This is a genomic window from Achromobacter marplatensis (genome assembly GCF_049060505.1).
GTDB classification, from domain to species: Bacteria; Pseudomonadota; Gammaproteobacteria; order Burkholderiales; family Burkholderiaceae_B; genus Achromobacter; species Achromobacter marplatensis_A.
In genome coordinates this window covers 211,198-237,324 of the sequence record NZ_JBMGRB010000010.1, presented here as the reverse complement: position 1 = coordinate 237,324, position 26,127 = coordinate 211,198, and the positions used below count along the sequence as shown (strand labels likewise).

At 65.0% G+C, this 26,127-nt stretch carries 21 protein-coding genes; 10 read left to right on the top strand and 11 right to left on the bottom strand.

From position 1 onward, the window contains the following. The 8 genes from ACI0FO_RS23900 to ACI0FO_RS23865 all read right to left on the bottom strand — a co-directional run bounded on the left by ACI0FO_RS23900 (position 1) and on the right by ACI0FO_RS23865 (position 12,721). On the bottom strand, positions 1 to 933 hold the full coding sequence (locus tag ACI0FO_RS23900; RefSeq protein WP_416030770.1) for a Ku protein: 933 nt from the start codon (positions 931 to 933) through the stop codon (positions 1 to 3). Positions 934 to 1,027: 94 nt separating this feature from the next. After that, positions 1,028 to 2,167, bottom strand: a complete 1,140-nt coding sequence (locus ACI0FO_RS23895; RefSeq protein WP_416030768.1) for a PepSY-associated TM helix domain-containing protein — start codon at positions 2,165 to 2,167, stop codon at positions 1,028 to 1,030. Positions 2,168 to 2,198: 31 nt separating this feature from the next. Then, positions 2,199 to 4,424, bottom strand: a complete 2,226-nt coding sequence (locus ACI0FO_RS23890; RefSeq protein WP_416030766.1) for a TonB-dependent receptor family protein — start codon at positions 4,422 to 4,424, stop codon at positions 2,199 to 2,201. Between the two features lie 196 nt (positions 4,425 to 4,620). After that, complete coding sequence (locus ACI0FO_RS23885; protein WP_416030764.1) at positions 4,621 to 6,066, bottom strand: ArnT family glycosyltransferase; 1,446 nt, start codon at positions 6,064 to 6,066, stop codon at positions 4,621 to 4,623. Beyond that, positions 6,050 to 7,072, bottom strand: coding sequence for a glycosyltransferase family 2 protein (locus ACI0FO_RS23880; RefSeq protein ID WP_416030762.1), 1,023 nt, complete (start codon positions 7,070 to 7,072; stop codon positions 6,050 to 6,052). The genes ACI0FO_RS23885 and ACI0FO_RS23880 overlap by 17 nt, the downstream gene beginning before the upstream one ends. Continuing rightward, on the bottom strand, positions 7,059 to 10,217 hold the full coding sequence (locus tag ACI0FO_RS23875; RefSeq protein ID WP_416030760.1) for a CusA/CzcA family heavy metal efflux RND transporter: 3,159 nt from the start codon (positions 10,215 to 10,217) through the stop codon (positions 7,059 to 7,061). Before ACI0FO_RS23875 ends, ACI0FO_RS23880 begins: the two co-directional genes overlap by 14 nt. A gap of 12 nt (positions 10,218 to 10,229) precedes the next feature. After that, positions 10,230 to 11,492 (bottom strand): efflux RND transporter periplasmic adaptor subunit, encoded by a 1,263-nt coding sequence (locus ACI0FO_RS23870; protein ID WP_416030758.1) that lies wholly within the window; start codon positions 11,490 to 11,492, stop codon positions 10,230 to 10,232. A gap of 14 nt (positions 11,493 to 11,506) precedes the next feature. Next, positions 11,507 to 12,721 (bottom strand): TolC family protein, encoded by a 1,215-nt coding sequence (locus ACI0FO_RS23865; RefSeq protein WP_416030756.1) that lies wholly within the window; start codon positions 12,719 to 12,721, stop codon positions 11,507 to 11,509. A 265-nt stretch (positions 12,722 to 12,986) separates the two neighbouring features. Here ACI0FO_RS23865 and ACI0FO_RS23860 point away from each other — a divergent pair, with 265 nt between their 5' ends. The 4 genes from ACI0FO_RS23860 (at position 12,987) to ACI0FO_RS23845 (ending at position 15,911) form a co-directional block, all read left to right on the top strand. Then, complete coding sequence (locus ACI0FO_RS23860) at positions 12,987 to 13,325, top strand: DUF4148 domain-containing protein (RefSeq protein WP_416030754.1); 339 nt, start codon at positions 12,987 to 12,989, stop codon at positions 13,323 to 13,325. Positions 13,326 to 13,485: 160 nt separating this feature from the next. Further along, positions 13,486 to 14,175, top strand: coding sequence for a heavy metal response regulator transcription factor (locus tag ACI0FO_RS23855; RefSeq protein ID WP_416030753.1), 690 nt, complete (start codon positions 13,486 to 13,488; stop codon positions 14,173 to 14,175). Further along, entirely contained in the window at positions 14,175 to 15,548 is a 1,374-nt protein-coding gene (locus ACI0FO_RS23850; RefSeq protein ID WP_416030751.1) for a heavy metal sensor histidine kinase, read from the top strand. Before ACI0FO_RS23855 ends, ACI0FO_RS23850 begins: the two co-directional genes overlap by 1 nt. Before the next feature lie 75 nt (positions 15,549 to 15,623). Then, positions 15,624 to 15,911, top strand: coding sequence for a DUF4148 domain-containing protein (locus tag ACI0FO_RS23845; RefSeq protein ID WP_416030749.1), 288 nt, complete (start codon positions 15,624 to 15,626; stop codon positions 15,909 to 15,911). A gap of 152 nt (positions 15,912 to 16,063) precedes the next feature. Here the strand turns inward: ACI0FO_RS23845 and ACI0FO_RS23840 are convergent, their stop codons facing one another. Further along, positions 16,064 to 16,978: a LysR family transcriptional regulator gene (locus ACI0FO_RS23840; RefSeq protein ID WP_416030747.1), complete on the bottom strand. Its 915-nt coding sequence runs from the start codon at positions 16,976 to 16,978 to the stop codon at positions 16,064 to 16,066. A gap of 126 nt (positions 16,979 to 17,104) precedes the next feature. Between ACI0FO_RS23840 and ACI0FO_RS23835 the strand changes: the two genes are divergently transcribed. From ACI0FO_RS23835 to ACI0FO_RS23810, 6 genes are all read left to right on the top strand, one after another. Continuing rightward, positions 17,105 to 18,013: an NAD(P)-dependent oxidoreductase gene (locus tag ACI0FO_RS23835; RefSeq protein ID WP_416030745.1), complete on the top strand. Its 909-nt coding sequence runs from the start codon at positions 17,105 to 17,107 to the stop codon at positions 18,011 to 18,013. Between the two features lie 55 nt (positions 18,014 to 18,068). Then, positions 18,069 to 19,034 carry a Bug family tripartite tricarboxylate transporter substrate binding protein gene (locus ACI0FO_RS23830; RefSeq protein ID WP_416030743.1) on the top strand — a complete coding sequence of 322 codons (966 nt, stop codon included), beginning with the start codon at positions 18,069 to 18,071 and terminating at the stop codon, positions 19,032 to 19,034. 103 nt (positions 19,035 to 19,137) lie between these two features. Further along, on the top strand, positions 19,138 to 19,716 hold the full coding sequence (locus ACI0FO_RS23825) for an amino acid synthesis family protein (protein ID WP_416030741.1): 579 nt from the start codon (positions 19,138 to 19,140) through the stop codon (positions 19,714 to 19,716). A gap of 345 nt (positions 19,717 to 20,061) precedes the next feature. After that, positions 20,062 to 21,357, top strand: coding sequence for an APC family permease (locus ACI0FO_RS23820; protein ID WP_416030928.1), 1,296 nt, complete (start codon positions 20,062 to 20,064; stop codon positions 21,355 to 21,357). A 114-nt stretch (positions 21,358 to 21,471) separates the two neighbouring features. Then, complete coding sequence (locus tag ACI0FO_RS23815) at positions 21,472 to 22,296, top strand: SAM-dependent methyltransferase (protein ID WP_416030926.1); 825 nt, start codon at positions 21,472 to 21,474, stop codon at positions 22,294 to 22,296. A gap of 51 nt (positions 22,297 to 22,347) precedes the next feature. Then, positions 22,348 to 22,812: an Rrf2 family transcriptional regulator gene (locus ACI0FO_RS23810; protein WP_416030739.1), complete on the top strand. Its 465-nt coding sequence runs from the start codon at positions 22,348 to 22,350 to the stop codon at positions 22,810 to 22,812. 2 nt (positions 22,813 to 22,814) lie between these two features. On the opposite strand, the gene ACI0FO_RS23805 is transcribed toward ACI0FO_RS23810, so the two are convergent. Together ACI0FO_RS23805 and ACI0FO_RS23800 are read right to left on the bottom strand one after the other, a co-directional pair. Continuing rightward, positions 22,815 to 23,966, bottom strand: a complete 1,152-nt coding sequence (locus ACI0FO_RS23805; RefSeq protein ID WP_416030737.1) for an acyl-CoA dehydrogenase family protein — start codon at positions 23,964 to 23,966, stop codon at positions 22,815 to 22,817. 53 nt (positions 23,967 to 24,019) lie between these two features. Next, positions 24,020 to 26,116 (bottom strand): acetate--CoA ligase family protein, encoded by a 2,097-nt coding sequence (locus ACI0FO_RS23800; RefSeq protein WP_416030735.1) that lies wholly within the window; start codon positions 26,114 to 26,116, stop codon positions 24,020 to 24,022. Positions 26,117 to 26,127: the final 11 nt, after the last annotated feature.

Here is a 26,127-nt window from a genome sequence, read left to right as displayed (position 1 = left end):
TCACGCCGCCTTGCGGGCGCGCGCTGACTTCGCGGCCTTTGCCGTTTTCGCCGCCTTCGCCGGCGCCTTCTTTGCCGCAGCTTTCTTGGCAGGCGTCTTGCCGGACGCGGCCTTTTTCGCCGCCGCCGGCGCCTTTCTGTTCCCCTTCAAGCTGCGTTGCAGCAACTCCGTCAGATCGATCACGTTGTCCGCATAAGCGGGCGTCTCCTCTTGCGGCTCGAAGACGGTTTCGGTCTTGCCCGCCTTCACCTTCCGGGCCACCAGGTCCATCACGGCGGCCTTGAACTCGTCCTTGTACTGCGCGGGGTCCCACTTGCCGGACATGTCTTCGACCAGCATCTTGGCCATCTTCAGTTCGCTGGCGCTGGGCGCCATGGCCCGGGCGCCGGCCTTGGGCAGATCCAGTTCGTCTTGTGATTTAACGTCGTCGCCCCACCGCATCAAGTCCAGCACCAGGGCGTCGCCGGACGGAATCAACGCCGCCAGATGCTGCTTGGTTTGAATGACGACCTTGGCTATGCCGATCTTGCCGGTCTTGGCCAAGGTGTCCCGCAGCAAGGCGTAGACCTTCTGGCCCTTGTTGATGGGCGCCACGTAGTAGGGCCGTTCAAGATAGACGAACGAGACGTCCGCCGCGTCAACGAACTGTTGTATTTCAATGGTTTGCGTGGTGCGGGGATAGGCCTCGGCAATCTCTTCGGGCGAAATGATGACGTACTGGCCGTCTTCATATTCCACGCCCTTGACGATATTGTCCTTATCGATTTCCTTACCGGTGCGCTTGTTGATGCGCTTGTACCCCACCGGGTCCATGGAACGCTTGTCCAGCCAATCGAAGTCCACCCCGGACTCCGTGGTCGCGGTATGCAGGCCGACGGGGATATGGACAAGGCCGAACGAGATGGCCCCCTTCCAGATGGTTCGTGTTGCCATGATCAGCTCCTCTAGACCGCGAAGTGATCAGCAAATAGTATTCCCGCGCGGGGCAAGGCGTCACCCGCCGGGCCTTGCAAAGCCGCGTAGGGCGTCAGCGGGCGCGCGCCTTCGCGGCTGTTTGCTTGATGGAGCGCCTGCGCCACCATAGCCACGCGCCGCTGATGCCCAGGCCGGCCAGCGACAGCCCGCCGAGCGCCACGGCGGTTTCCAGCGCAACGCCGCCCAGCCCGCCGGTATGCAAGGGATAGATCACGGCCGTCGCCCGGGCGCCGGGGTCCAGCGCGTTCCAGCGCTGCACCGCCAGGACGTCGGCGGTTCGGGGATCTATCCAGACGGAGGTCATGCCGTTGGGGTGCGGATCGTCGGCCAGCATCATGCGGAAACGCGTGGGCGCGGCGGCATGCGGCGGTACCACGATGTACCCGATGGGAGCCGGTTCCTGGAATTGCGCCACGGCCTTCGCGGCCAAGTCGTCCAGCGTCAGCGCAGGCGCGGCGATGGTGGCTTGCCGCGAGGCGCCCTTGACGCTGACCGCGGGCAATGCCGGCGCCTTGACCGGCGTGGCGCCGGCGAGCCAGGTTACGGCCTGGCCCAGCGGGCGCCACGCCATATAGGCGCCGGTGGCGACCGATACCGCGATCAGCAGGCCCAGCGTGGCGCCACCCACGCGATGCAGGTCGAACAGCGAACGCAGCAGCCCGCGGTCCAGCGCGATATTCCAGCCTTTTGACCAGTGCCGTGGCCACCACAGGATCAAACCCGTGATCAGCAAGAACAGGTAGGCCAGCGCTACCCAGGCCAGGATGGCCTTGCCCGTGCCGTCGAGGTACAGCGCGCTATGCAGTTTGAACAGCACATTGGCCGCGCCCTGGGCCTCACCGCGCCGGCCTTGTTCGACGCCGGTGACGGGGTCCAGGTATAGGGTGCCGCGCCAGGCGGCGCGCACCCGGACTTCAAGGGTTTCGCCGGGAAGGCGGGCGGGTCGGAACACCAGGTTCGCGCCGTCGCCGAATTCCTTTCGGGCCGACTGCAGCACGGACTCCAGCGCGACGCCCGCCTGGCCGGGGGCCAGGTCGGAACGGGCCTGGAACAATTGCGGATTCGCCCACCGGTCCAGCGCGGGCGTGACGACAAGCGCCGCACCGGACAGCCCAGAGAAAATCAGGACCCAGCCGGCGCTGAGCGCCAGCCAGCGGTGCACCCGCAGCCACACGCCGCGCAGGCCTTTCACGAGGTTGATCCGGTAGATGCGCAGCCCACGTCTAGAACGCCATCGACGCCTGCATGTAGATCGTGCGCGGCTGGCCCACGAACTTGCCGCCGTTGTTGTCGGTGGACCGCGTGTAGTAGCGGCGATCGAACAGGTTCTTCACGCCCACGGCCAGCTTCAGGTTGTTCATGTCGCGGCCGAAGTCGTAGCCCGCGCGCAGCGCCACCGTGGCAAAGCCCGGGATGTCGCCCAGGCGTCCGCTGGCGTCTTCTTCGGTGACGTACCCCGCGCCGGCGTCGGGCGAACCCGGCGAATGTTGCTTGGACTGCGCGAAGACGTCGGCGTTGAAGGTCCAGCGCTGTACGGCGTACCGGGCGCCGACAGAAGCCACTTGGCGCGAATACAGCGGCAGATCGCGGCCGGCGAAGGCACCGGCCTTGGCGATGGCTTGTGTGTAGGTATAGGTGGCGTAGACGGACAGGCCGCGCAAGGCGTCGCTAAGGTCGCCCATGTCGTAGCGCAGGGCGGATTCCACGCCGCGGTGGCGGGTGGCGCCCAGATCCGTCCACATCCCCTCGCCCACGATCGACCGCGTCAGCTGCAATTCCTTGTCGAAATCGATGTTGAACAGGGTCAGTTCGCCGCTCCAGGCCTGACCGGCGAAGTGCGTGCCGATTTCGTAGGTTTTGGCGGTTTCCGGGTGCAGGCCTTCGGTGGTGGATGCCAGCTGGCTGTATTGCTGGGGGCCGAACGATTTGCCGGCGTTGGCGAACAGCGACCATTTTTCGTCGACGCGATACAGCACCGACAGCGTCGGCAAGGTCACGCGCGAATCGATCGACGGCGACGAGGCGCGAGTGACCGCGCCGGTAGCCGTGTTGAAGTTGGTGACGTTGTTGTACGTGCTGATGCGCTCGAACCGCACGCCGGGCGTAATGGTCCATTTGCCGATGTCGATGCGGTCGTCGATATAGAACGCATGGGCGGTGGTGCCGCCGTCGCTCGTCTGGTACGTTGGCATGTTCAGGTCGAATGCGTCGCCGCCAGCGGCCGGATCGTAGTAGGCCGTGCGCCCCGCCACTTCCGAGCTGCTTTCCTTCAGGTAGCGGTACCCGACAGTGATTTCCTGCACGAACGAGCCGGAATCGACCAGGCGCGAATAGCGCGGCTCGACACCGAAATAGTGGTAGTTGCGTGGAGCGGTGGTCAGGCGGAACCGGTTCGCCGTGGCGCCAGTGCCGCCCTGCTCGATATAGCTGCCTCGGAAAGAGTCCACGTAGTACGTCAGCACTTCGAAATTATTGACGCCGTCATTATGCGTGTATTTCAACGATCCGTCGGTGCGACGCCCGGTGAACTGGTCGTATTGACGGGTGGATTGGAACGGATCTTCCGAGTATTGCGCCGTGGTCAGGCCGCCCGGCATCCTGCCCTTGCCTTCAAAGTGGTGCAACGAGACGGCCACGTCGTCGGTCGCTGAAAAGCGATACGCGCCCTTCAGGATCACGTCGTCGATATCGGTTGAATCATTGCTGGCACGATAGCCGTCGCCGTGCGTGCCCGAATACAGCAGCGCGCCGCCCAAGCCCTTGTCGGTGGTGCCGCCCACGAACAGGCTGGGCGTCGTCTTCACGTTGCCGCCGTGGCTGTAGATTTCGCTGCCGACGTTCAGGCTGGTCGTGAAGTCCTGCGGGATCGGGCGCGTCACGAAGTTGATGATGCCGCCGACGTTCTGCGGGCCATACCGCACCGAGCCGGCGCCGCGGACGACATCGACGGATTCCAGGTTGCCCAGCGACACGGGCGCCAACGACAGCTGCGGTTGGCCATAAGGCGCATAGGCCATCGGCACGCCGTCCATCAAGATGGTGGACCGCGGCGACAGGCGCGACGTCAGGCCACGCACCCCCACATTCAGCGATACATCGCTGCCGCCCGTGCCATTGCTTTCCTGCACCTGGACGCCGGGAATCTGCCGCAGCACGTCGCGCACATTGCTGGAACCGCTTTCCTGGATCTGCTGCTGTTCGACAACGGTGCGCGCCCCGGGATGCGACAGCACCTTTTCTTCGGTGGGCGAACCGAGCCAATCGCCGGTTACGGTCACGGCCGCCAATTCACCGCCCTCTTCCGTGGCGGCGGCGGGCGCCGGTTGCGCGTGCGCCATGCCGGACAAGGCGGCCAGCGCGGTCAACGCAGCCAACGCGGCGGCGATGGTTGTGGCACGGTGGCTCAGCGGGAACCCTGCCCGCGTGTGTGTGATTCTGGCCTTAGCCATCTTGCTTTTCTCCAAGCGCCCTATCGAGGCGTCACCATGGTTGGCGGTCATCCTCAGTGCGACCGGGAGCAGCAAGAGTCAATGACACCAAAGCCGGGCCATCGGGAGCCGACTCCGGGCGCGAGTGTAAACAGGATTTATTTGCAAGTAAATAGGCGCCAAAATAGTTGCCAAGTTAACGCAAGTGCTTGCCCGATTAACGCTTTTCGGGCGCCGAAACGCTAAGCAGGACGTGGCGTCTGCTGGTGTATATCGGCGTAACCGAGCCAGAAATGAGATCGCGGACATCGGCGAGATCCCCTTTCTCCACCGCCAGCAATACCCGCTCGCCTGGACCTGGCAATACGGCGACCAGCCCGTCCCGAGAAACGACGCCAGCCCCTCCGCGGGAGTAAAAGCGCGCAGAAAACGGAATACTGTCCACAAAATAGAGCCGCTCTCCGGCCTGTCTTTCGGCGTCCGAGCGGGCGATCAGCCCCTTTTCCGTCTTGAACCGGTCGGGCTGCATGATGGACGTGCCCGACAACACGATGGCCGTCGTGGGCACCAGCATCAGGCAAGCCCGGGCGATACGGCGTGGCGCGGCGCCGTTCAGGCGGCTGAGGCCGACGCCGATGCCCAGCGCTATGGGGGGCAAGGAAGGCAGCACGTAAGTCCAAAGGATGTTCCCAGACAAGGTGAAGAACACGGGTGTCACGATGCCCCAAGCAAACAGGTAGGTCGCCATGGAGGATTGCAAAAACACCCGCATACGCCCGGGCAGCATCCCGACGCGAGCCCGGCGTAGCAGCAGCCATACGCCCACCGGCCCCCAGGGCAACGTCGCCATCACTGCGTCCAGCCAGATCCCGCCATAAGGCCGGCTGTGCGCGGAGCCGTACCGATCGCCTGTCCAGCCCGGATCAATGAAGCGCAGCACATGTTCGCCCACGATGAAATATTCCAGGAATCCTGGCGTCTTCCATTCCGCCAGCCCATACCAAGGCAGTGTCAGCCCCGCCATCAAGGCCGTGCCGCTTGCCCAGGGCAAGGCCTTGACGTAGCGTGCAGCATTGCCATGCCATAACAGCCACGGCACGATCGCACCGGCCATCAACACGGCGGCCAATGGCCCCTTGGCCAGGAAGCCGATGGCGAGCCCGATGAAAAGCCCGTAGCGCCAGAGCCATGACGGGGCCAAGGGCGCCAGGATGAAGGACGCCATGCCCAAGATGACGCCCAGCGCCAGGAACGGATCAGTCAGCACCGCGCCCGCCGCCGCAAACGGCAGCAGCATGGTGCTGAACACCAATACGGCCCAGCGCGCCGCCTGGACGGAAACCAAACGCCGGCCCAGTTCGTGCAGGATGGCCAGCATTCCCAACATCGCCAGCCATGACGGCAGACGCAGGCTTATTTCGCTCATGCCCAGCCAGGCGCCAGAGGCCGCTTGCGCCCAAAAGGCCAACGGTGGCTTGCCCCAAAAAGGCGTCCCCGGGGAAAACCACGGGGTGATCCAGTCTCCGGCAGCTGCCATGACCCGGGCGATCTCGGCATAGCGGGGTTCCGATGTATCCGCGAATGGCATGACGGCCATCGCCAGCAGGCGCACGCCCAGAATGGCGGACAGGCCGAGCAGAACGGCTTTAGCGGTTAAGCGCATGATGACGCGCATCAAGCGGCGAGCTCAACAGCGGATCGTGCATGAGCGCCGCGCGGCTGCTTTGCACGTCGCGCACCAGGTACACGGGGCGCTGCTTGGCTTCCAGATAGGTCTTGCCGACGTATTCGCCCAACAGACCGATGGTCAAGAGCTGCACGCCGCCCATGAACGTGATGGTTGCTAACAACGACGGGTAGCCCGCGACGTCGTCGCCGTAGATCAAGGTCTTGAAAATAATTACCGCGCCGAACACCGCCCCCAGCAATGCCGCGGTGACGCCCGCGCCGGTGGCCCATCGCAAGGGCGCGGTCGAAAACGAGGTGATGCCTTCCATCGCCAGGCGGAACAAAGCGAAGTAGTTCCATTTGGTTGAGCCCGCCGCGCGCGGCGCGCGGTCGTACTCGATGATGCGCGTCGGCATGCCGACCCAGGCATACAGCCCCTTCATATAGCGGCAACGTTCGGGCAGCTTCAGCAAAGCGCGGACTGCGCGCCGGCTCATCAGGCGGAAATCGCCCGTGTCAGCCGGGATGGCGGTCCGGCTCAAGCGGTTCAGCAGGCGATAGAACGCATAGGCGGAGGCGCGCTTGGCCCAGCTCTCCCCTGCCCGGCCGCGCCGGCGCATGCAGACGACATCCGCGCCCGCCTGCCACGCGCGCACCATGTCGGGAATGAGCTCCGGGGGGTCCTGCAGATCGGCGTCCAGCAGGATCACAGCGTCGCCTTCGGCATGGACGATGCCGGCCGTCATGGCGGCTTCCTTGCCGAAGTTTCGGCTCAGACGGACCAGTTTCAAGGATGGTTCGGTCGAAATTTTGCTTTGCAGGTATTCGGCGCTGCCATCGCAGCTGCCGTCGTCCACGAACACAATCTGATACGGCACGCCCAGCCCGTCCAGCACCGCCCTCAACCGCGCCAAACACAGCGGCAGAACTTCGCGTTCGTTCAGAAAGGCAATGACGACCGATAGCGACGGCAAGCGCGCCGCGGGATCAAGCTTCCGCATAGGCAAGCTCCTTTTCCTCGGGATCCCGCCGGTGCACCAGCCGGTACAGCGCGGGCAACACCAGCAACGTAAGAATGGTTGAAGAAATAATGCCGCCGATCACCACGGTGGCTAACGGGCGCTGTACTTCCGCGCCGGTTCCGGTCGCGATCGCCATCGGCACGAAGCCCAGCGACGCGACCAGCGCCGTCATCAGCACGGGCCGCAGCCGGGTCAGCGCGCCGATGCGCACCGCTTGCTCGACGCTTTTGCCTTCGTCGCGTAGCGAACTGATGAAAGACAGCATGACCAGACCGTTCAGCACCGCAACGCCGCATAGTGCGATAAAGCCGACCGCGGCGGTGATCGACAGCGGAATGCCTCGCATCCACAGCGCGATCACGCCGCCCGTCAGGGCAAAGGGAATGCCCGTGAAGACGACCAGCCCGTCCTTGACGTTGCCGAACATGGCGAACAACAGCGCAAACACCAGCAGCAGCGCGGCAGGCACCACGATCTGCAATCGTTTGGCCGCTGATTGCAGCTGCTCGAACGTGCCGCCCCACGAGGTCCAGTACCCCACGGGCACCTTGACCTGTTCGCCGATGGCGATGGACGCGTCCGACACGAACGACCCCAGGTCTCGCCCGCGCACGTTGGCGCTGACCACGATGCGGCGTTTGCCGTCTTCGCGTGAGATCTGGTTGGGGCCGGGCGCAAGGTCAAACGACGCCACCTCGCTTAAGGGGATGTAAGCCGTCTGCGTCTGCCCGTCCGCCTTGGGAAGCGCCACCGGCAGCTTGCGCAGGACCTCCAGGTTCTCGCGCACCGATTCGGGCAAGCGCACCACGATGTCGAAACGCCTGTCGCCCTGGAAAAAGGTGCCGGCCTCGCGGCCGCCGACGGCGATGGCGATCGTGTCTTGCACGTCGGTCAGGCTTAAGCCGTAGCGCGCCGCGCGCGCCCGGTCGATGTTGACGGTCAACATGGGCAGTCCCGTTGTCTGCTCGATCTTGACCTCGGACGCGCCCGGCACTGCCTGCAGGACTTCGGCGATTTGCGCCGCCGTTTTGTTCAACACGTCGTTGTCGTCGCCAAAGACCTTGACCGCGACGTCGCTGCGCACGCCTGAAATCAGTTCGTTGAAGCGCAGCTGGATCGGTTGCGAAAACTCGTAATTGTTACCGGGCACCTGTGCCGCTTCGGCCTGGATGCCCGCCAGCAGTTCGGCGTGCGTCTTGCGGGGCGCGGGCCATTGGTCCACGGGTTTCAACATGATATAGCCGTCTGAAATGTTGGGCGGCATGGCGTCTGACGCGATTTCCGCCGTGCCGGTGCGGGCAAAGACGCGTTCGATTTCCGGGAACTTCGCTTTCAGGCGTTTTTCGATCTGCTTTTGCATCTCGACCGACTGCGTCAGGCTGGTGCCGGGGATCCGTAGCGCCTGGATCGCCATGTCGCCTTCGTTCAGGTTCGGGATGAACTCGCTGCCCAGGCGCGACGCCAGCACGCCGCACAAGACCACGAACAGCGTGGCGCCCGCCAGGATCAGCGGCGTGCGGCGCAGCGCCACCTCCAGCAGCGGCTCGTAGCGCCGCTTGGCCCACTGCATCAGGCGGTTTTCCTTTTCGGACACCTTATTGCCCATGAACAGCGCAACGGCCGCGGGCACGAAGGTCACCGACAGGATCATGGCGCCCAGCAAGGCCAGCACGACGGTCAGCGCCATCGGGTGGAACATGCGGCCCTCTACCCCGCTCAGGGCAAAGATAGGCAGATACACGACCATGATGATCAGTTGGCCGAAGAGCAAGGGCCGGCGGGCCTCGCGGGCCGCCGCGAATACCTCGTGAAACCGCTCCGTCCGGGTCAAGGGCCGCCGATGGAGTTCCTGGGCGTGGCTTAGCCGCCGCACGCAGTTCTCGACAATCACCACCGCCCCGTCCACGATGATGCCGAAGTCCAAGGCGCCCAGGCTCATCAGGTTGGCGCTGACCTTGTAGGCGACCATGCCGGTGAAGGTGAACAGCATCGACAAGGGGATGATCATGGCCGTGATCAGCGCGGCGCGGATGTTGCCCAGGAAGACAAACAACACGACGATGACCAGCGCCGCGCCCTCCAGCAGGTTCTTCTTGACGGTGGCGATGGCCTTGTCGATCAGGTTGGTGCGGTCATAGACGGTGACCGCCCGCACGCCCGGCGGCAGCGATTTATTGATGGTGTCCAGCCGGGCCGACACCGCCTGCGAGACGCTGCGGCTGTTTTCGCCGATCAACATGAATACCGTGCCCAGCACTACCTCTTCGCCGTTGTCGGTGGCGGCGCCGGTGCGCAATTCGCGCCCGATGCCGACGTCCGCGATGTCACGGATGCGGATGGCCTGACCTTGCATCGAGGTGAGGACGATCTCTTTGATATCGTCGATCGATCGGACCTGGCCCGGCGCGCGGATCAAGTACTGTTCGCCGTTGCGTTCGATGTAGCCCGCGCCGACGTTGGCGTTGTTGCGGTCCAGCGCGGTCATCACGTCGGTCAGCGTCAGCCCATATGACGCCAGCCGTTCGGTGCTGGGGGCCACCTGGTATTCCTTGGCGTAGCCGCCAATGGAGTTGATCTCGGTCACGCCAGCCAGATTGCGCAGCTGCGGCTTGATGACCCAGTCCTGGATTTCGCGCAGATCCGTCGACGTGTAGGCCGTGCCGTCGTCCTTGCGCGCGGCCGGGTCGGCTTCCACCGTCCACAGGTAGATCTCGCCCAAGCCGGACGAAATCGGGCCCATGGTGGGCGTCACGCCTTCCGGCAGGCTTTCCCGCGCTTCCTGCAGCCGCTGGTTGACCAGTTGGCGGGCAAAGTAGATGTCGGTGCCGTCCTTGAAGATGACGGTGACTTGCGACAAGCCGTAGCGCGACGTCGAACGGGTCTGCTGCAAGCCCGGCAGGCCCGCCATGACCGTCTCGATCGGATACGTGATCCGCTGTTCGGTCTCTAGCGGCGAATAGCCCGGCGCGCCTACGTTGACCTGCACCTGGACATTTGTGATGTCGGGCACGGCGTCGATGGCCAACTTGGAATAGTTATAGACGCCGATGGCGGCCATGCCCAGGGTAACGAATAGCACCAGCCAGCGCTGTTCGATGGCGAAACGAATAAGGCGTTCAAACATGCTTGGCTCCGCTCAGTGCGCGTGGTCGGCGCTGGCTTTGCCCAGCTCGGATTTCAGGACGAAAGCATTGCGAGAGACATAGCGCGTGCCGGTTTCCAGACCGGCCAGCACCTCGATCTGCTCTTCCGACTGTTTGCCCAATGTGATGGGCTGCGCCTGGAACCCACCGGGCACTTCGACGAACACCGCCGGCCGGCCCTCGACCGTCTGCACGGCTTCGGTAGCCACGGCCACCGCTGCGTCGGACGTTTGCACGACGACGTTGACGGATACAAACAGGCCGGGACGCCAGGCCATGTCGGGGTTGTCCAGCGTGATCCGGGCGGTCGCGGTGCGCGTCTGCTGACCCAGCAGCGAACCGATGTACGACACCTTGCCGTCCGCGGTTTCGGCGAATGCCGCCGAGGCGACGCGGGCCCGTTCGCCTACCCGGACGTCCTGCAAATCCTTCGGCGCGATCACGAATTCCGCCCAGACGGTGCGCATATCCGACAGCGTGAAGATGCTGGCGGTGTCCGCCAGCGCTTCGCCCAGCGCAATGTGCTTTTCCACGATGACGCCGTCGAACGGCGCCCGGATCTCAAGAATGCCCAGGTCTTTGGACTGGGGCGATGCGCCGGCTGCGCGCAGCTTCTGTTCGGCGTTCTGCACCGCGATACGTGCCTCTTCCAGCGCGGTCCGGGCTTGCTGGTAGTCTTGCTCGGCCGAGACCTTCTCCTGCCAAAGGCGACGTTCACGCTGATGGTTCTGGGTTGCCAGGTCGCGCCGTTTCGTCGCGGCGAGCCATTCGCTGCGCAGCTCCGATAACGCCGCGCTGGAAATCGTTGCCAACAGGTCGCCTTTCCTGACCTGCTGGCCCAGGTCCGCCGACACGCTTTCCACCACGCCCGCCAGGCGCGGCACGACATGGGCCGTGCGGTCGGCGTTGAATTTGATCTCCCCCGGAAATGCCACGGACCGGGCCAGCAAGGCGGGTTCGGCGATGCTCGTCTTGATGCCTGCCACGGCAATCTGCTCCGCGGACAAGGTGATCTTCCCCTCTTCTTCGGGCGCGTCGTGCTGCGGCTCTTCGTCGGCGTGGCCATGCCCGGCATCATCCACCGGCGGCGCGGATGTGGCCGGTTTGGCGGGTTGAGCGGGCCGTCGGTCGCCCTGGCCGGCCGTGGCGGGCGCATCCGCCCACCCGGGGGCTGCTGGCGCCAGCAGCAGGCCGGACAAGACGGCGATAGCCAGCGCGTTGCGCGCGCGGCCGGATTCGATTCGGTGCTTTGCCATGGTTAAGGTTCTTTTCAACGTCCAAGAATGCGGTCGATTTCGGCGGAAGCCTGGTAGGCCAACGCCAGCGCCGTCAGGTAGGCGATGTTTGCCTGGGACAGCGTGCGCTGGGCGTCCAGCACTTCAAGAAAGCCGAACTTGCCGGCTTCGAATCCTTTGCGGGCGGCCCCATAGGCCTGGGCGGCGCCGGGCAGCACCGCGCCTTGATACTCGCGGGCCGACCCCACCGCCAGGTCGAACTGCGATACGGCTTGCAGCAAGTCGCCCGTCAGGCGCGCCGTCAGCTCGCGATAGGTGTCCTGCGCCTTGTACGCCTGCATCGTGGCCGCGTAGACGTTGCCTTGATTGCGGTCGAAGAGCGGCAATGGGATCGACAGGCCCAGTTGGGCTTTGTTGCGGCCGACCTCGTTGTCGCGGGCCACGCCGGCGCTAAGCGTGATGTCGGGGTAGCGCTTGCTTTTCTCGACATCCAGCTGGGCCTGGCCCAGGTCGACGGCCAGCCTTCCGCCTTGCATAAGGGGCGCATTGCGTAAGGCCGCGCTTAGCTCGTCCAGCGAGGCGCGCTGGGGCAGGACATCCAGTTTGCCGTCGACGCGGTCGAAGTCGGGCGCCGTGTTGCCCCACAGCAAGCCCAGCTTGCGGCGGGCGGTTTGCAGTGCGGCGTCCGCCGCACGGGCGTCGATGCGCGCATTGGCCAATGCCACCTGGGCCTTGCTGCTTTCCAGTGGCGGCGCCTTGCCGGCCTCGACGCGCCGTTCGGCCAAGCGCAGCGCGCTGTTTGCGATATCGCTATTGCCCGCCGCCACGCGCACGGACTCCTGGGCGATCGCTGCCTCGAAGAACGCGGCGATCACGGCCGCGCGCAAGCTGGCGCGCGCAGCCGACAGATCGTGCTGCGCGATATCCCGCGACAAGCTCGCCGCCTTGATGCGCGCTCCGCGCTTGCCGCCCGTTTCTATGGGCACGCTCAGCAGCGTGGTGGTGGTGCGCGTGGCCTTCTGGGTGTCGTCCACGCTGATGTCAAGCGACGGGTTGGGCAGCACGCCCGCCTGCGTCAATTGGCCGTCGCTGGCCGCCGCGTCGTTGCGGGCGGCGGCATAGCCGGGGTTGTTGGCAAAGGCGGCGGACAGGGCGCCTTCCAAGGTCAGGGGCTGGGCCAGCGCGTGCGGAGATAAGACGAACGACACGGCCAAGGCCGCTGCGGCAAGCGGTAAGACGGAAAAACGCATGGGTCGACCAACGGAGAGAGCCTGCTGCGATGCCAGGCGCGGATCAAAAGGATGGGTAAGCCCAGCACTGTATTCACGCGGCTTCGTCAAAATCTCGACCGCAACATGACAATTCCGTCATGTTCGCGGCATTACGAATTCGTAATCAGGGTGTACGCGAATTGACGAACTTGAATTTGTAAAGTGTCTCCACCGATTCACACACAGCGTGTAGGCGCAGGCGGCAACCGCTGGCTGCCCGACGCACGCATCGAGGAGATTCCTGATGAACAACCGTATCGCCGCCGCCGTCGCATTGACCGCTTTGATGAGCGTGCCCGCCTTGGCCAGCGCCAACAATGTCTGGCACCAGACGGATACGGAAATCGGCTATGCCACCGTCCCCGAACACGCGGCCGGCGGCAAATCCCGCGACCAGGTGCAGGCCGAATTGGCCGAGGCGAAGGCCGACAAGCGCCAATGGTTCCTGACCTATCGCAACCTGCCAAAGCCCGGCTGGGCCACGCAAGCCACGTCGCGCACCCGCGCCGACGCGCTGGCCGAAGCTGAAGCGGTCACCCCGGCCGAACGCGCCCGCCTGGCGGACATCTATACGCCGGGCTGATACCGCCCCGCCCCACAGGGCGAAACCATTGCGGCCGCCGGCGTGCGGCCGCGTTCCCCGTCTTCTGACCCGATTGCGCCGTAAAATCGGCACGCAGGCCCCTGGCGGGCCTCTCGCTCGCTGCGGGCACGACGCCGCCGCCCCCTCCTTCCTGGCCCCCATGAAAGTCCTGGTAATCGAAGACGAGAAAAAGCTGGCCGAATATCTGCGGCGGGCGCTGACCCAACATAACTATGTGGTTGACGTGGCGCACGACGGCATCAATGGCCTGCATCTGGCGCGTGAAGGCGGGTACGACCTGATCCTGCTGGATGTGATGCTGCCAGGCATGGACGGCTTTTCGGTGCTGCGCGACATCCGCGGCGTCTTGCGCACCCCCGTCCTGATGCTGACCGCCCGTGACAAGATCGAAGACCGCGTCAAAGGCTTACGCGAGGGCGCGGACGACTATCTGGTCAAACCCTTTGCCCTGTCCGAATTGTTGGCCCGCGTGCTGGCGCTGGGCCGACGCAGCGGGCATCAACATGCCGAAGGCAGCAACCAGAACCAGTTGCGGGTCGGCGGCCTGGAGCTGGACCTGCTGCGCCGCCGCGCAAGCCGTGATGGCGTGCGCCTGGACCTGACTGCCAAGGAATTCACCTTGCTGGCACTGTTGATGCGCAAACAAGGCGAAGTCCTGTCGCGTCTGGAACTGGCCGAGCAAGTGTGGGACATCAATTTCAACAGCAACACCAATGTCGTAGAAGTCGCGGTGCGCCGCTTGCGCGGCAAGATTGACGACCCGTTCGACACAAAACTGGTGCATACCGTGCGCGGCATGGGCTATGTGCTTGAGATCCGCGAAGACTGATGGCCGCCGCCCGCCGCCCCCGATCGCTGCGCCGCTGGCTGTCGCGCTGGCTTGCCATCCAGACATTCATTGCGTTGGGCCTGGTGTGCATGGCGGTCTATTACGCCACCAACCTGAACCTGGGCTCCCGCCAAGACGCCCTCATCCAGCAGAAGGTCGAGGTGATCCGCCACCTCGTTGAAGAAAATCGCGGTAGCGGCGATTCCACCCGGCTGCGCCACAAATTAGGCGATTTCTTCTACGGCCGCCCGGATTTCTCTCTAGAGCTGGAAATCGACGGCGAAAAAGTCGTTTACGGCAACCAGAATGGCCGCGACAGCGACATGGATCACGAGCGCCGCATCACGTTCTCGCTGCCGCACCCAAGCACGCCGGGCGATGCGATGAGCGCGGAATTGGTATTGGACATCACCCCTGACATCCGGCTGCGCCGCGCATTGGCCTGGACGTTGTTCGGCTGCGCGCTGATTGGGGCCGCCGTGGCCGCCAAAGTGGCCACGATGCTGGTGCGTCGAGGGTTGGCCCCGCTGGATGCGCTGGCCACCCAGGCCGCGCGGTTGTCTCCGGACCGCATCGGAGAACGGCTGGACGAAAGCGGCCAGGCCGAAGAAGTGCGGCCGTTGGTGCGCCAGTTCAATGCGGTGCTGCAGCGGCTGGAGCGCGCCTACGTCCAAATGGAAGGTTTCAACGCCGACGTGGCGCACGAGATGCGCACGCCGCTGGCCACCCTGATCGGCGAAACGGAACTGGCGTTGAAGACCCGCCCGTCCCAGGACGCCCTGCGCGACATCCTGGGTTCCAATCTGGAAGATCTGCATCGACTCTCCGGCATCGTCAACGACATGCTGTTCCTGTCGCAGGCCGACCGGGGCGCGCAGGCCAGAACCACCTGGGAGGGCGAGCTGGCCGATGTTGCCGCTGAGGTGGCCCAGTACCACGAGGCGGAAGCGTTGGAGGCCGGTTTGCATATCCGGGTCATCGGCCGGGGCATCGCCGCCATCGACCGCCGGCTGTTCCAGCAGGCCGTCTCCAACCTGCTGTCGAATGCGGTTCGGTATGCCGACAAGGGCAGCACGATCGACATCATCCTGTCGCCCGCTGGCGAACACGCCGTGCAGATCGCCGTGCGCAACACGGGCGAACCGATACCGGCAGAGCACCTGCCGCGCCTGTTCCATCGTTTCTACCGCACGGACGAAGCCCGCGGATTCGACGGCAATCACCATGGGCTTGGACTCGCTATCGTTTCGGCTATCGCCCGCATGCATGGCGGAAGCAGCTTCGCGCGGCCCGAAGGCCGGTCTACCATCATTGGCTTCAGCGTCTTGAAGCCTGCGGCCGACGGCCCCGCGCGCGACATTACAGAAAACTAATCTGCCGGTCCGCTTTATGTCGAAGGCCCTTCCATAGACTGGTTGGTACGCCCAACTACGCTCCATGGAGGAACAATGAACCGTCCGACTCAACGCCGATCAATGCTGCTGGTCCTTGCGCTGTCTTTGGCTGCCGCAACCACAGCCGTCCAGGCCGAACCCAAGACCCGCGCCGAAGTCCGCGCCGATCTCCGTCTCTGGACCCGAGCCGGCCTGGCCGACCTGCACCGTGGCGAACTGGAACCCGACGTTTTCGGCCTGGACTACCGCACGCGCTATGCCTACTACGTCCGGATGCGCACGGGCCCCGAATACCAGCAGGCGCTTGAGCTTGAGCGCGGCCTTTCCGACTCCAGCCGGTGAATGCCATGACGATCACCTCCCGCCCCCTACTCCTTGCCCTGGCGCTGGCCGCCTTGGGCGCCACCGCAGGCGCAACCCCTTGCCCAGCCGATGCAACCACGCATGGCCGCTACCTCGCTTTCGGCCTGCGACGCTTCGCCGTCGCCGGGCCCTTATGACGCCGAGGCGACGGGGCCGGCGCAAGTTTCCGCATAATCCTTCAAGACGCGAACGAAACGCTGCGCGTGGCGGCTGGGGGCATCGAAGCGAGAGCGCACCAGGCTCAATGCCAGCGGAATCGACTCGCGCAGCGGCCGCACGACCAGTCCGGGCCAGCCCTCCTGCCCTACCGAAAACTCGTCCACGATCGCCACGCCCGCGCCGGCCCGCACCAGCGCGCACGCCAATTCAGCGCGCACGATATCGACTGACGCGGTCCAGGACACGCCTGCCCGTTGAAACGCCGCTGCCACCAATTGACCGAACGGAATGTTGCGGCTGTACAGCACCAGCCGATACGCAGCCAATTCGGCCAGCCCCACATCCGCCTGGTCCGCCAACGGATGACCCGTCGGAAGGATGCAGACCATTTTCCCGGTAGCGAACGGTTCAACGATCAGATTGGGATGGTCGATGGGCAGCACCGATATCGCCAGCTCCGCCTTGCGCCCCAATAGCTCGTGCCCCATGTCGGCCAGCAGCGTAGTGTGATATTTCAGGCGGACATTGGGATAGCGTTCCAGATAGCGCGCCATGACAGGCGGCAGGAAATTAAGCCCCAGGCTGGGGCTGGAGCACAGGGTCAGCGCCCCTTCCGGCCGTGCCGCCAGGTCCCGGGCAAAGTCGTCGATGCGCAACGCTTCTTCAAAGAGCGGCCCCACCTCTTCGAACAGCCGATGCGCTTCAGGCGTAGGCGTCAGTTTTCCCTTGTCCCGGTCGAACAAGGTCAAGCCCAGGCTTTGCTCTGTGTGGGCAATCAGCCGGCTGACGGCCGGTTGCGAGACAAACAGCAGCTTGGCCGCCCCGTTCATGGACCCGGTCAGCATCACCGCCCGAAAGACCTCCATCTGCCTTAATTTGAACCGCATTTCGCCATTCCGATAATCATTGGTTATATCCCCTGGCCAACTTAGCATAAGAGGAAATTCGGCCATATCGGTAGCATCCAGAGTCGTCGCCGGACGCGATTCTGGCTGTTTCGATAAAGGGATTGCATGACGCTGAAATTGGGATTCATCGGCCTGGGCATGATGGGCCTGCCGATGTTGGAGAATCTGGCCCGCGAGGAAGCCTTCCACGTGCGTGCCTACGACCGGGACCCGCAACGGTTGGACCGCTTGCAGGCCCATCCCGCCTGGGGCCGGACGCTACTGCCGGCCGCGCGCCTGGCCGACCTGGCGGACTGCGGGGTGATCATCACGATGCTGCCCAACAGCGCCATCACCAACTCGGTCATCGAAGGCGAGCCGGGCACGCCTGGCTTGGCCGCGCTGCTGCCGCGCGGCGCCACGCTGATCGACATGGGATCGTCCAGCCCGGCGGACACCCTGCGGCTGGCGCCGCTGCTGCACGAGGCCGGCATCACCCTGATTGACGCCCCGGTCTCCGGCGCGGTCGCCAAAGCCGCCAGCGGCACGCTTGCCATCATGGCGGGCGGCGCGGCGGACGACCTGGCGCGCGTCCAGCCGATCCTGTCTCGCATGGGCGCTGCCGTGATCCACACTGGCGCGGTTGGCTCGGCCCATGCCATGAAGGCGCTGAACAACTATGTGTACGCAGCCGGCCTGCTGGCCGCCAGCGAAGCGATGCTGATTGCGCAGGCCATGGATCTGGACCCGGCGGTCTTCACGCAGGTGCTTAACGCTTCCAGCGGCCGCAACGTCGCCACCGAAACAAAGCTGGGCCAGTTCATCGTGCCGGGCACGTTCAATGGCGGCTTCGCGCTGGGGTTGATGGCAAAAGACCTGCGCACCGCCGACGGCCTGCAGCAGCTGACGGGCGTGCCGGCGCCTCAACTGGCGCTGTGCGCCGGCCTCTGGCAGCAGGCCCTGGAAACCCTGCCCGCGACCGCCGACAACACGGAGATCTACCGCTATCTGCAAACGCGGCGCAACGCCCGATAAGCCCGCAACAAGGCACCTATAACAAAGGCATACCCGCCATAAGGGAGACAACATCATGCAAAGAATTGCCATTTCCATCGCCTTGACCCTGGGCCTGGCCAGCGCGATTCCAGCGCTGGCCGCCGCCCCCTATCCGGACCATCCCATCCGGATGGTCGTGCCTTTCCCGCCCGGCAGCATCACCGACGTGGTGGCGCGCAGCCTGGGCAAGCACATGGCGGCCGACCTGGGCCAGCCCATCGTCGTCGAGAACAAGCCCGGCGCCAATGGCATTATCGGAACCCATGACGTGGCCCGGGCCAAGCCCGACGGCTATACGCTGGTGGTGGTCGGCGTGTCCACGGCGGCCAGCGGCGTCAGCCTCTTCAAGGACCTGCCCTACGACCCGGCGAAAGACCTGTCGCCCATCGGCGCCGTCGCGGAAACTCCGTATTTGCTGGTGGGTGCGCCCAAAACGGCGGGCGCAAACGTCGGTGAACTGTTCGCCTACGGCCGCAAGCACCCCGGCAAACTCACCTACGCCTACGGATCGGGCAGCGCCCAGGTGTTCGGCGCCAAACTGGCCGCCATGGGCGGCATTACGGTCACCGCCGTGCCGTACCGTGGCGGCCCGCAAGCGCTGACAGACGTTATCGGCGGCACCGTCGACTTGACCTTCACGGACCTGGCCAACGGCTTGCAGCAAGCCCGCGCCGGTAAGGTCAAGACGTATGGCGTCAGCACGCCAGATCGCTTCCCGTTGGCGCCAGACATTCCTACGCTGAATGAAACCGGGGCGCCGGGGTTCAACCTGACCGTCTGGTTCGGCCTGATGGGGCCCGCAGGCTTGCCCCCACCCATCAGCGACAGGCTGGCCCGCGCTTTGGACGTTGCCTTGGCAAACCGGGAATTGCAGGAAACCTACGCGCGGCAGGGGCTTAGTGTGAAAACCCAAAGCCCTGCCGAGTTTGGCGCCTTCGTCGTGGCCGAAATCGGTAAATGGGCCGCGATCGTCAAAGAAACCGGCATTCCGCCGCAGTGACCCCTTTGTGACGCCCGGCTTGCCCCTGCGTTGCGCCCGTTGTCGCCTTTGTCGCCTTTGTTGACGCCTTCCCGATCCTTATTTTTCACCTGACGAGACTTCCATGTCGTTGATTCAACTACGCAAACGCTGCCTGATCGTTGAAACCACCTTGCACGAAAATGGCCCCGCCCCCGCTCGGCCGCTGAAGCTTGCCGCGTCCTGCGCCGTCGTCAAGAATCCCTACGCGGGACGCTACGAACCGGATCTGATGCCGTTCATGGCCGAGCTACGCACATTGGGCACGCTGCTGGCGACCGAACTGGTCGACACCCTGGGCAAGGACAATATCGAGGTCTACAGCAAGGCCGCCATCGTGGGGCTAGACGGCGAAATGGAGCATGGCGCCGTCTGGCATGAAGCCGGCGGCTGGGCGATGCGCACGGTGCTGGGCGAACCCAAGGCGATGGTGCCAGCAGTGAAGGCGGTGGCTGTCGCGGGGTACCGGATCATGGTTCCGGTGCATTACATCCACGCCTCTTATGTGCGCAGCCACTTCAACAGCATCGAAATCGGCATCCAGGACGCGCCGCGAGCCGGCGAAATCCTGTTCGCATTGGTTATGGGCACGGGTGGGCGGGTGCATTCGCGGCTGGGCGGTTTAACGAAGGACGCCGTGTCGGTTCATGACGGCCAACGGTAGCTGGAAACTGCCATTTCAATACCTAGAAATTACTTTAACTAATTTACTTTAAGATCATCTTTAAGCACTGGGAAATCAATGTGTTAAATCAATGAATTAAAGTCGATTAGCGATAAAGATATCGTCTCGAACCCGCACCACGCCGCATTTTTCGGGAAAACCCGGAGAAACTTTTTCGCTTTCGCATCGGTCGCAAATTGTTCAGGTTGACGTCAGGCGCCCTCTTCGGCACGCGCCGCGCCTGTGACCCGCCGCCCCTGCGAGAGCCCCATGACATCGATCCCTCCGCGCGCCGCCGCATTACCGACCCGTATGCGGCAAGACGAGAAACCGGGGTTATCGGTGATGGACGCCACGGTCGTGCTGGTGGGCGTGGTCATCGGCATCGGCATCTTCGGTTTCCCGCCCCTGGTCGCGCAGCACGCCGCGTCCGAAACCATATACATCGCGCTGTGGTGCGCGGGCGGCCTGGTGATGCTGGTGGGCGCGCTGTGTTATGCGGAACTGGGCTCGGCCTATCCCGGCGCCGGCGGCGAATACCTGTACCTGACGCGGGCCTGGGGGCCGCGCGTGGGCCTGATGTTCGCATGGGCCCGCTGCACCGTGATCCAGACCGGCGCCATCGCGGTCGTCGCCTACATTTACGGGGACTATGCGCAACGTTTGATGCCGCTGGGCACCTACGGCACGGCGGCGCATGCCGCGATCTCGGTGGTGGCCCTGACGGCCCTGAACGTGGTGGGCACGCGCTACTCCAAACGCCTGCAATGGGCCTTCACCGTGCTCACCCTGATGGCATTGGGAGCGATCCTGGTGGCCAGCCTGACGGCAACGGGCGACACGACCAGCGCCCCCGCGGCGCCTTCGCCGCTTGCCGGCAACCCTGCGGGCCTGATGGGAATGGGCATGGTGTTCGTGCTGTTGACCTACGGCGGATGGAACGAAGCCGCCTATCTCAGCGGAGAACTGCGCGATCCGGAACGCAATATGAGCCGGGTGCTGCTGATTGGCACGGCGGTCGTGACGGGCGCCTATGTGCTGACCAATCTGGCGTTGCTGCAGCTGTTCGGCCTGCAAGGCCTGCGCGACACGCCGGCGCTGGGTGCCGACGTCATGCAAATGGCGGCAGGCCCTTACGCCGCCGCCCTGCTCAGCCTGACCGTCTGCGCCACCGCGCTCAGCACGGTCAATGGCACCATCATCACCGGCGCCCGCGTCTACTACGCGCTGGGCCGCGACGTGCCCCGGCTGCATGCGCTGGCGGGCTGGAGCGCCCGCAGCGAAACGCCGGCCGCCGCCTTAGTGGTCCAAGGCGTGATCACCCTGCTTCTGGTGGGCTTGGGCGCCATCAGCCAGAACAGCGTGCAGACGCTGGTGGCCTACACCGCGCCGGTATTCTGGATTTTCATGCTGCTGGTGGCGGCGTCGGTATGGCGCTTGCGGCAACGCGATCCAGATCGCCCGCGGCCATTTCGTGTGCCCCTTTATCCGCTGCCCCCGCTGCTGCTGGGCCTGACCTGCGCCGGGCTGGTGTATTCCAGCGCCGTCTACGCGGGTGCCGGCGCCTTGATCGGATTGGCGGTGCTGGCGGCGGGCATTCCCATGCTGCGCTTGCTGAAGCCCGCGCGGATGCCCGACTAGCGCGTGTTGTTGCCGCGGGCGGCGCTGCGCCCGCGGTTCGTCCCCCTTGTCGACCTACATGGAGAGCCCATCATGCAACCTTCGACCCAACCGCTTACCGCCGGCCGCCGGTCTATGGCCCGAACCGCCGCGGCGTTCACGGCCCTGGTGCTGTGCCTGTCGTTCGCCGCCACGGCCACCGCCCAGCTGGCGACAGCGCCGGGCGCCAAGCCGGACACGCAAAAAGAGTATGTTCCGGACGTTGGCCAGCAAGGCAAGGACGTGATCTGGGTGCCAACGCCGCAAACATTGGTGGACAAGATGCTGGACATGGCCAAGGTCACGCCAAAAGACCGTCTGATGGACCTGGGATCCGGCGATGGCCGCACTGTCATCACGGCTGCGCAGCGCGGCCTGACCGCGCAAGGTATCGAATACAACCCCGATCTGGTCGAATTGTCGCGCCGCAATGCGCAACGGGCCGGTGTGGCGGACCGTGCGACCTTCGTGGCCGCCGACCTCTTCCAGACCGACCTGTCCAAAGCCGATGTCATCACCATGTTCTTGCTGACGACCATCAACGAAAAGCTGCGCCCCACGCTGCTGCAGCTGCCGCCGGGCACGCGGGTGGTATCCAACACCTTCCGCATGGGCGATTGGGAGCCCGACGCGACCGAGACCGTCACCCAGGATTGTTCGACCTATTGCACCGCGTTGCTGTGGATCGTGCCGGCCAAGGTGGACGGCAAATGGGACGTTGACGGCCAAACGCTGCAGCTGACGCAGAAGTACCAGATGCTGTCGGGCAAGCTCGGCGCGGCGGACATTTCAGAGGCGCGCGTCAACGGCAAGACGATCTCGTTCAGCGCCAACGGCGTGCGCTATGTGGGCGAGGTCAACGGCAAGACCATCAGCGGCACGGCCGCAGGCAAAGGAAACTGGACCGCAAAGCGGGTTTGACCCGTCCGCTGAGTTTGACCGGTCCGCTTCTCATGCAATAGCATGCGTTGCATGAGAAGAGACAGCAAACTATCCGGCGTGCTTCATGTTCTGCTACATATGGCCGAGGCGCCGGGCCCCATGACGTCCGACGATCTGGGCCGGGTGATGCAGACCAATCCTGTCGTCATTCGCCGCATCATGGCCGGTTTGCGCGACCAAGGGATGGTGCATTCCGAAAAGGGCCATGGCGGCGGCTGGACGATCTCGTGCGATTTCAATCGCGTAACGCTGCGCGATATCTACGAAGCCCTGGGCTCGCCCGAGATCTTCGCCATGGGTAACCGCAGCGATGCACCCGGCTGCCTGGTCGAAGCGGCCGTGAACAAAGCGCTGACCGGTGCATTCGAAGACGCCGAAGCCCTGCTGATGGAGCGGTTCGGCGCGGTGACCCTGGCCGCGCTCAGCAAAGACTTCCATGCCGGCATGCTGCGCCAGGGCCGGGGGTTCAACCCCGCCATGGCGCATACCGAATAGGCTTAGCGCGGGGGACGCTGCGGAAAGCTGCGTTCGAAGATGCCCTCGGCGATGCGGTTCTTCAGGATTTCGATAGACCCGCCGGCGATCATCCAGCCGCGGCACCGGCGCACGCAGTACTCCACCAGTGATTCCCGGCTGTAACCCAGGCCCCCCAACACCTGTAGCGCATCGTTGGCCACGTCAAAGCCCACCTGATTGCAATAGGCCTTGGCGATCGCCGTATCCGTGGCCGAAGGGAATCCGGTGTCCGCGCCGCTGGCCGCCCGGTACAGCAGCAATTGGGCGGCATCCAGCTTGATCCGCATATCCGCGAATTTCCACTGCAAGCCCTGGAACTCACACAGCAGGCGGCCGAACTGCTTGCGCTGCATTGCCCAGTTGCGCGCTTCTTCATACGCATAGCGGCCCAGCGCCAACGACCGCGCCGTGTTGCCGATGCGCTCGACGTTAAAGCCGGCGATCTGCTTCTTGAAACCGCCCTCGCCCAGCACGACCATATCGTCCGCTACCAGCACGTTGTCGAAAAAGATCTCGACCCATTCCTCGCCGGACATGAATGCGGAGCGCTTGCCCAGCTTCACGCCGGGGGCCTTGGTATCGATCAGCACCGACCCGATGCCGCCCGTGCCCGGGCCGAAGCGCACATAGGTCAGGATGACGCTGGCGTGCGGGCCGTGCGTCGTGAAGATCTTGGTGCCGTTGATGCGCCAGCCGCCCTCGGCGCGGGTCGCGCTGGTCTTGAGTTCCGTCACCGCGGACCCCGCGTCGGGTTCGGTCATGCCGACAGAGATCAGCCCTTCGCCCGCCAGCAACGCCGTCAGGTACTTCTGCTTTTGCAATGCGCTGCCGTATTCAGCCAACACGCGGATAGCGCCGAAGTTGCCGGCCTGCACCACGTCGGCGCTGCGCGGGCATACGGACGCCACGGTTTCGATGGCGATGACCGCATCCATCAACGAACCGCCGACGCCGCCGTCCTGCTCAGCCACCGTGATGCCCAGCAACCCCTGTCCTGCCATCTTGCGGGCGACGTCCCACGGGTAGTCGTCGGAATGGGCGCGTTCGACGGCGCCGTCGCGCAGTTCGCGGTCGGCGAAGCGGCGCACGGCGGCCTGGAAATCCTGTTGTTCCGGAGTCAGTGTGAAGTCCATCTAGGGTGTTCCCGATGCAAAGGTGAAGGAATGAGGGGAAGGCATGCGCGGGCTCAGGCCAGACGCGCCAGGCCATCGACGGCGACCACGCCGTCGGCGCGGACGAACAAGGGGTTGATTTCGGCTTCTTCGATGCGTGCGCCCGACAGGCACGCCAGCCGGGAAAAGCCCGCGATGGCGCGGGCCAACGCGTCGCAGTCGCCTTCCGGCAAGCCGCGGAAGCCGCGTATCAGGCGGGTTTGCCGCACTTCAAGAATCATCCGCCGGGCTTCCTCCACGTCCACCGGCGCCAGGCGCAGCGCAAAGTCCGGCGCCAATTCGGCGGCGATGCCGCCCGCGCCCAAGAGCACCGTGGGGCCCACCAAGGGGTCATGGCGGTAGCCCAGGATCAGTTCGATCAGCCTGCTTTCCATGGGTTGGACCAGGATGCCGTCGATCCGCGCGCCAGGCGCCTGACGGCGCACCGCCTCCAGCATCTGGCGCACGGCGTCCGCTAACGCCGCGGCATCCGGGATACCCACCCGGACGGCGCCCAGTTCGGTCTTGTGCGCAAGGTCCGGCGAACAAACTTTGGCGACCAGTGGGTAAGGCACGGCGTGCTGCAGCGCATCTGGCGCCAGCAGCTGACCGGCCGCCACCGGCACGCCCAGGCTTTGAAACAGCGTCCCCGCCTGGTGCTCGCTCAGCATGCCGCGCCGCGGCAGCCCTTGCGGCCAGGCCACGGAATCGCCCTGCGCGGGCGGTTGGCCGGCATCGGCGAAGAACACCGAGAGCGCGTCGGCGCAGGCTTCCGGCGTGCGAAAAGCGGCAATGCCGCCCGCGCGCAGCAACGCCAGCGATTCCGGGGCCTCGGGGGCCAGGAACACGACCAACGGTTTATCCGCGGGCTTGTCGGCCTCTAGCAGCGGCTTGACCGCCAGGCCGGGATGGAATTGCGCGGATGACCCCACCACGCTCAGCACCGCGTCGCACCAATCGGCGCGCAGCAAATGTTCAAGCAGCATCTTGTATTGCGCGCTGGAGGCCGCCAGTGTCAGGTCGATGACGGGCGTCTCGCGGATGGTCAAGCCGGCTTGCGCGACCCTCCGGACGAAATCGGGCGGCGGCGGCACCGCAGTCAAGCCGTGCAGGCCCAGGTTGTCGACCACGGTCGCGGCGCCGCCGCCGGTCGTCGTGATCACCGCCACGCGGGCGGCCGCCGTGGCCATACCGGCCGGCGCGCGCGGCGGCCTGGCATGACGCGAGGCCAGCGGCGCGATCTCGAACAGCGTCTCCAGATGCTGGACGCGCATCACCCCGTGCGCCTTCAAGAACGCGTCGACCGCGGCGTCGTTGCCCGCCATGGCGCCGGTATGGGACTGCGCCAGCGCGTCGCCTTGTTCGGAGCGGCCCAGCTTGTAGGCGATCACCGGCTTGCCCTGGCCTCGGGCGCGCATCAGCGCCCGGCTCAGCGCGGGCGCATCGCGCAAGGTTTCCAGGAACAACAGGATGACCTTGCTGTGCGGATCGTCCACCAGCGCGTCGACCACCTCGCCGACCGAAATATCGCTTTCATTGCCGACCGACACCGATTTGGCAAAGCCGAACCCCCGGGCGGCGGCGCGCGATAGCAGCGACCCCATCATCGATCCGCTCTGCGACACCATGCTGATGTCGCCGGGTAGAAGCGTGTCGGCCTCGAACGCGGCGTTCACTGACAGGATTCCACCGGTATGCAGGTCGGCCAGGCCTATGCTGTTCGGCCCCAGCAAGCGCAAGCCCAGCCCCCGGGCCTGCGCCACCAGCGTGGCCTGGCGCGCCTGGCCGTCCGGCCCGGTTTCACCGAACCCGTCCGAATAGACGGTCACGACGCGGGCGCCCGCCTGGGCGCAAGCGGGCAACAACGCGGCGACCTCGCGGCCGGGAATCATCACGAAAACGTGGTCCACCGGGCCGGGCAGATCAGCCAGCGATGGATAGGCGCGTTCGCCCAGGATGTCGGCGCGAGCCGCGTTGATCGGGTAGACGGCGCCGGTGTAGCCATGCTTGCGCATGAACCGCAAGGGACGCGCGGTGTTCTTGCGCACGTCGCCCGAGGCCCCGACCAACGCAATGGCACGGGGGGACAGCAGCGCGTCGGCGAAGGACGGCGACAGGGAGAAAGAAGACATGGATGCGGCTA

Coding starts and splice junctions, on each gene's coding strand:
- ACI0FO_RS23820 (WP_416030928.1), top strand. CDS start 20,062: ATGGACGCCACGGTCGTGCTGGTGGGCGTGGTCATCGGCATCGGCATC.
- ACI0FO_RS23870 (WP_416030758.1), bottom strand. CDS start 11,492: ATGGCAAAGCACCGAATCGAATCCGGCCGCGCGCGCAACGCGCTGGCT.
- ACI0FO_RS23900 (WP_416030770.1), bottom strand. CDS start 933: ATGGCAACACGAACCATCTGGAAGGGGGCCATCTCGTTCGGCCTTGTC.
- ACI0FO_RS23880 (WP_416030762.1), bottom strand. CDS start 7,072: ATGCGGAAGCTTGATCCCGCGGCGCGCTTGCCGTCGCTATCGGTCGTC.
- ACI0FO_RS23885 (WP_416030764.1), bottom strand. CDS start 6,066: ATGCGCTTAACCGCTAAAGCCGTTCTGCTCGGCCTGTCCGCCATTCTG.
- ACI0FO_RS23875 (WP_416030760.1), bottom strand. CDS start 10,217: ATGTTTGAACGCCTTATTCGTTTCGCCATCGAACAGCGCTGGCTGGTG.
- ACI0FO_RS23815 (WP_416030926.1), top strand. CDS start 21,472: ATGGCCCGAACCGCCGCGGCGTTCACGGCCCTGGTGCTGTGCCTGTCG.
- ACI0FO_RS23890 (WP_416030766.1), bottom strand. CDS start 4,424: ATGGCTAAGGCCAGAATCACACACACGCGGGCAGGGTTCCCGCTGAGC.
- ACI0FO_RS23800 (WP_416030735.1), bottom strand. CDS start 26,116: ATGTCTTCTTTCTCCCTGTCGCCGTCCTTCGCCGACGCGCTGCTGTCC.
- ACI0FO_RS23810 (WP_416030739.1), top strand. CDS start 22,348: ATGAGAAGAGACAGCAAACTATCCGGCGTGCTTCATGTTCTGCTACAT.
- ACI0FO_RS23840 (WP_416030747.1), bottom strand. CDS start 16,978: ATGCGGTTCAAATTAAGGCAGATGGAGGTCTTTCGGGCGGTGATGCTG.
- ACI0FO_RS23845 (WP_416030749.1), top strand. CDS start 15,624: ATGAACCGTCCGACTCAACGCCGATCAATGCTGCTGGTCCTTGCGCTG.
- ACI0FO_RS23865 (WP_416030756.1), bottom strand. CDS start 12,721: ATGCGTTTTTCCGTCTTACCGCTTGCCGCAGCGGCCTTGGCCGTGTCG.
- ACI0FO_RS23805 (WP_416030737.1), bottom strand. CDS start 23,966: ATGGACTTCACACTGACTCCGGAACAACAGGATTTCCAGGCCGCCGTG.
- ACI0FO_RS23860 (WP_416030754.1), top strand. CDS start 12,987: ATGAACAACCGTATCGCCGCCGCCGTCGCATTGACCGCTTTGATGAGC.
- ACI0FO_RS23825 (WP_416030741.1), top strand. CDS start 19,138: ATGTCGTTGATTCAACTACGCAAACGCTGCCTGATCGTTGAAACCACC.
- ACI0FO_RS23855 (WP_416030753.1), top strand. CDS start 13,486: ATGAAAGTCCTGGTAATCGAAGACGAGAAAAAGCTGGCCGAATATCTG.
- ACI0FO_RS23830 (WP_416030743.1), top strand. CDS start 18,069: ATGCAAAGAATTGCCATTTCCATCGCCTTGACCCTGGGCCTGGCCAGC.
- ACI0FO_RS23835 (WP_416030745.1), top strand. CDS start 17,105: ATGACGCTGAAATTGGGATTCATCGGCCTGGGCATGATGGGCCTGCCG.
- ACI0FO_RS23850 (WP_416030751.1), top strand. CDS start 14,175: ATGGCCGCCGCCCGCCGCCCCCGATCGCTGCGCCGCTGGCTGTCGCGC.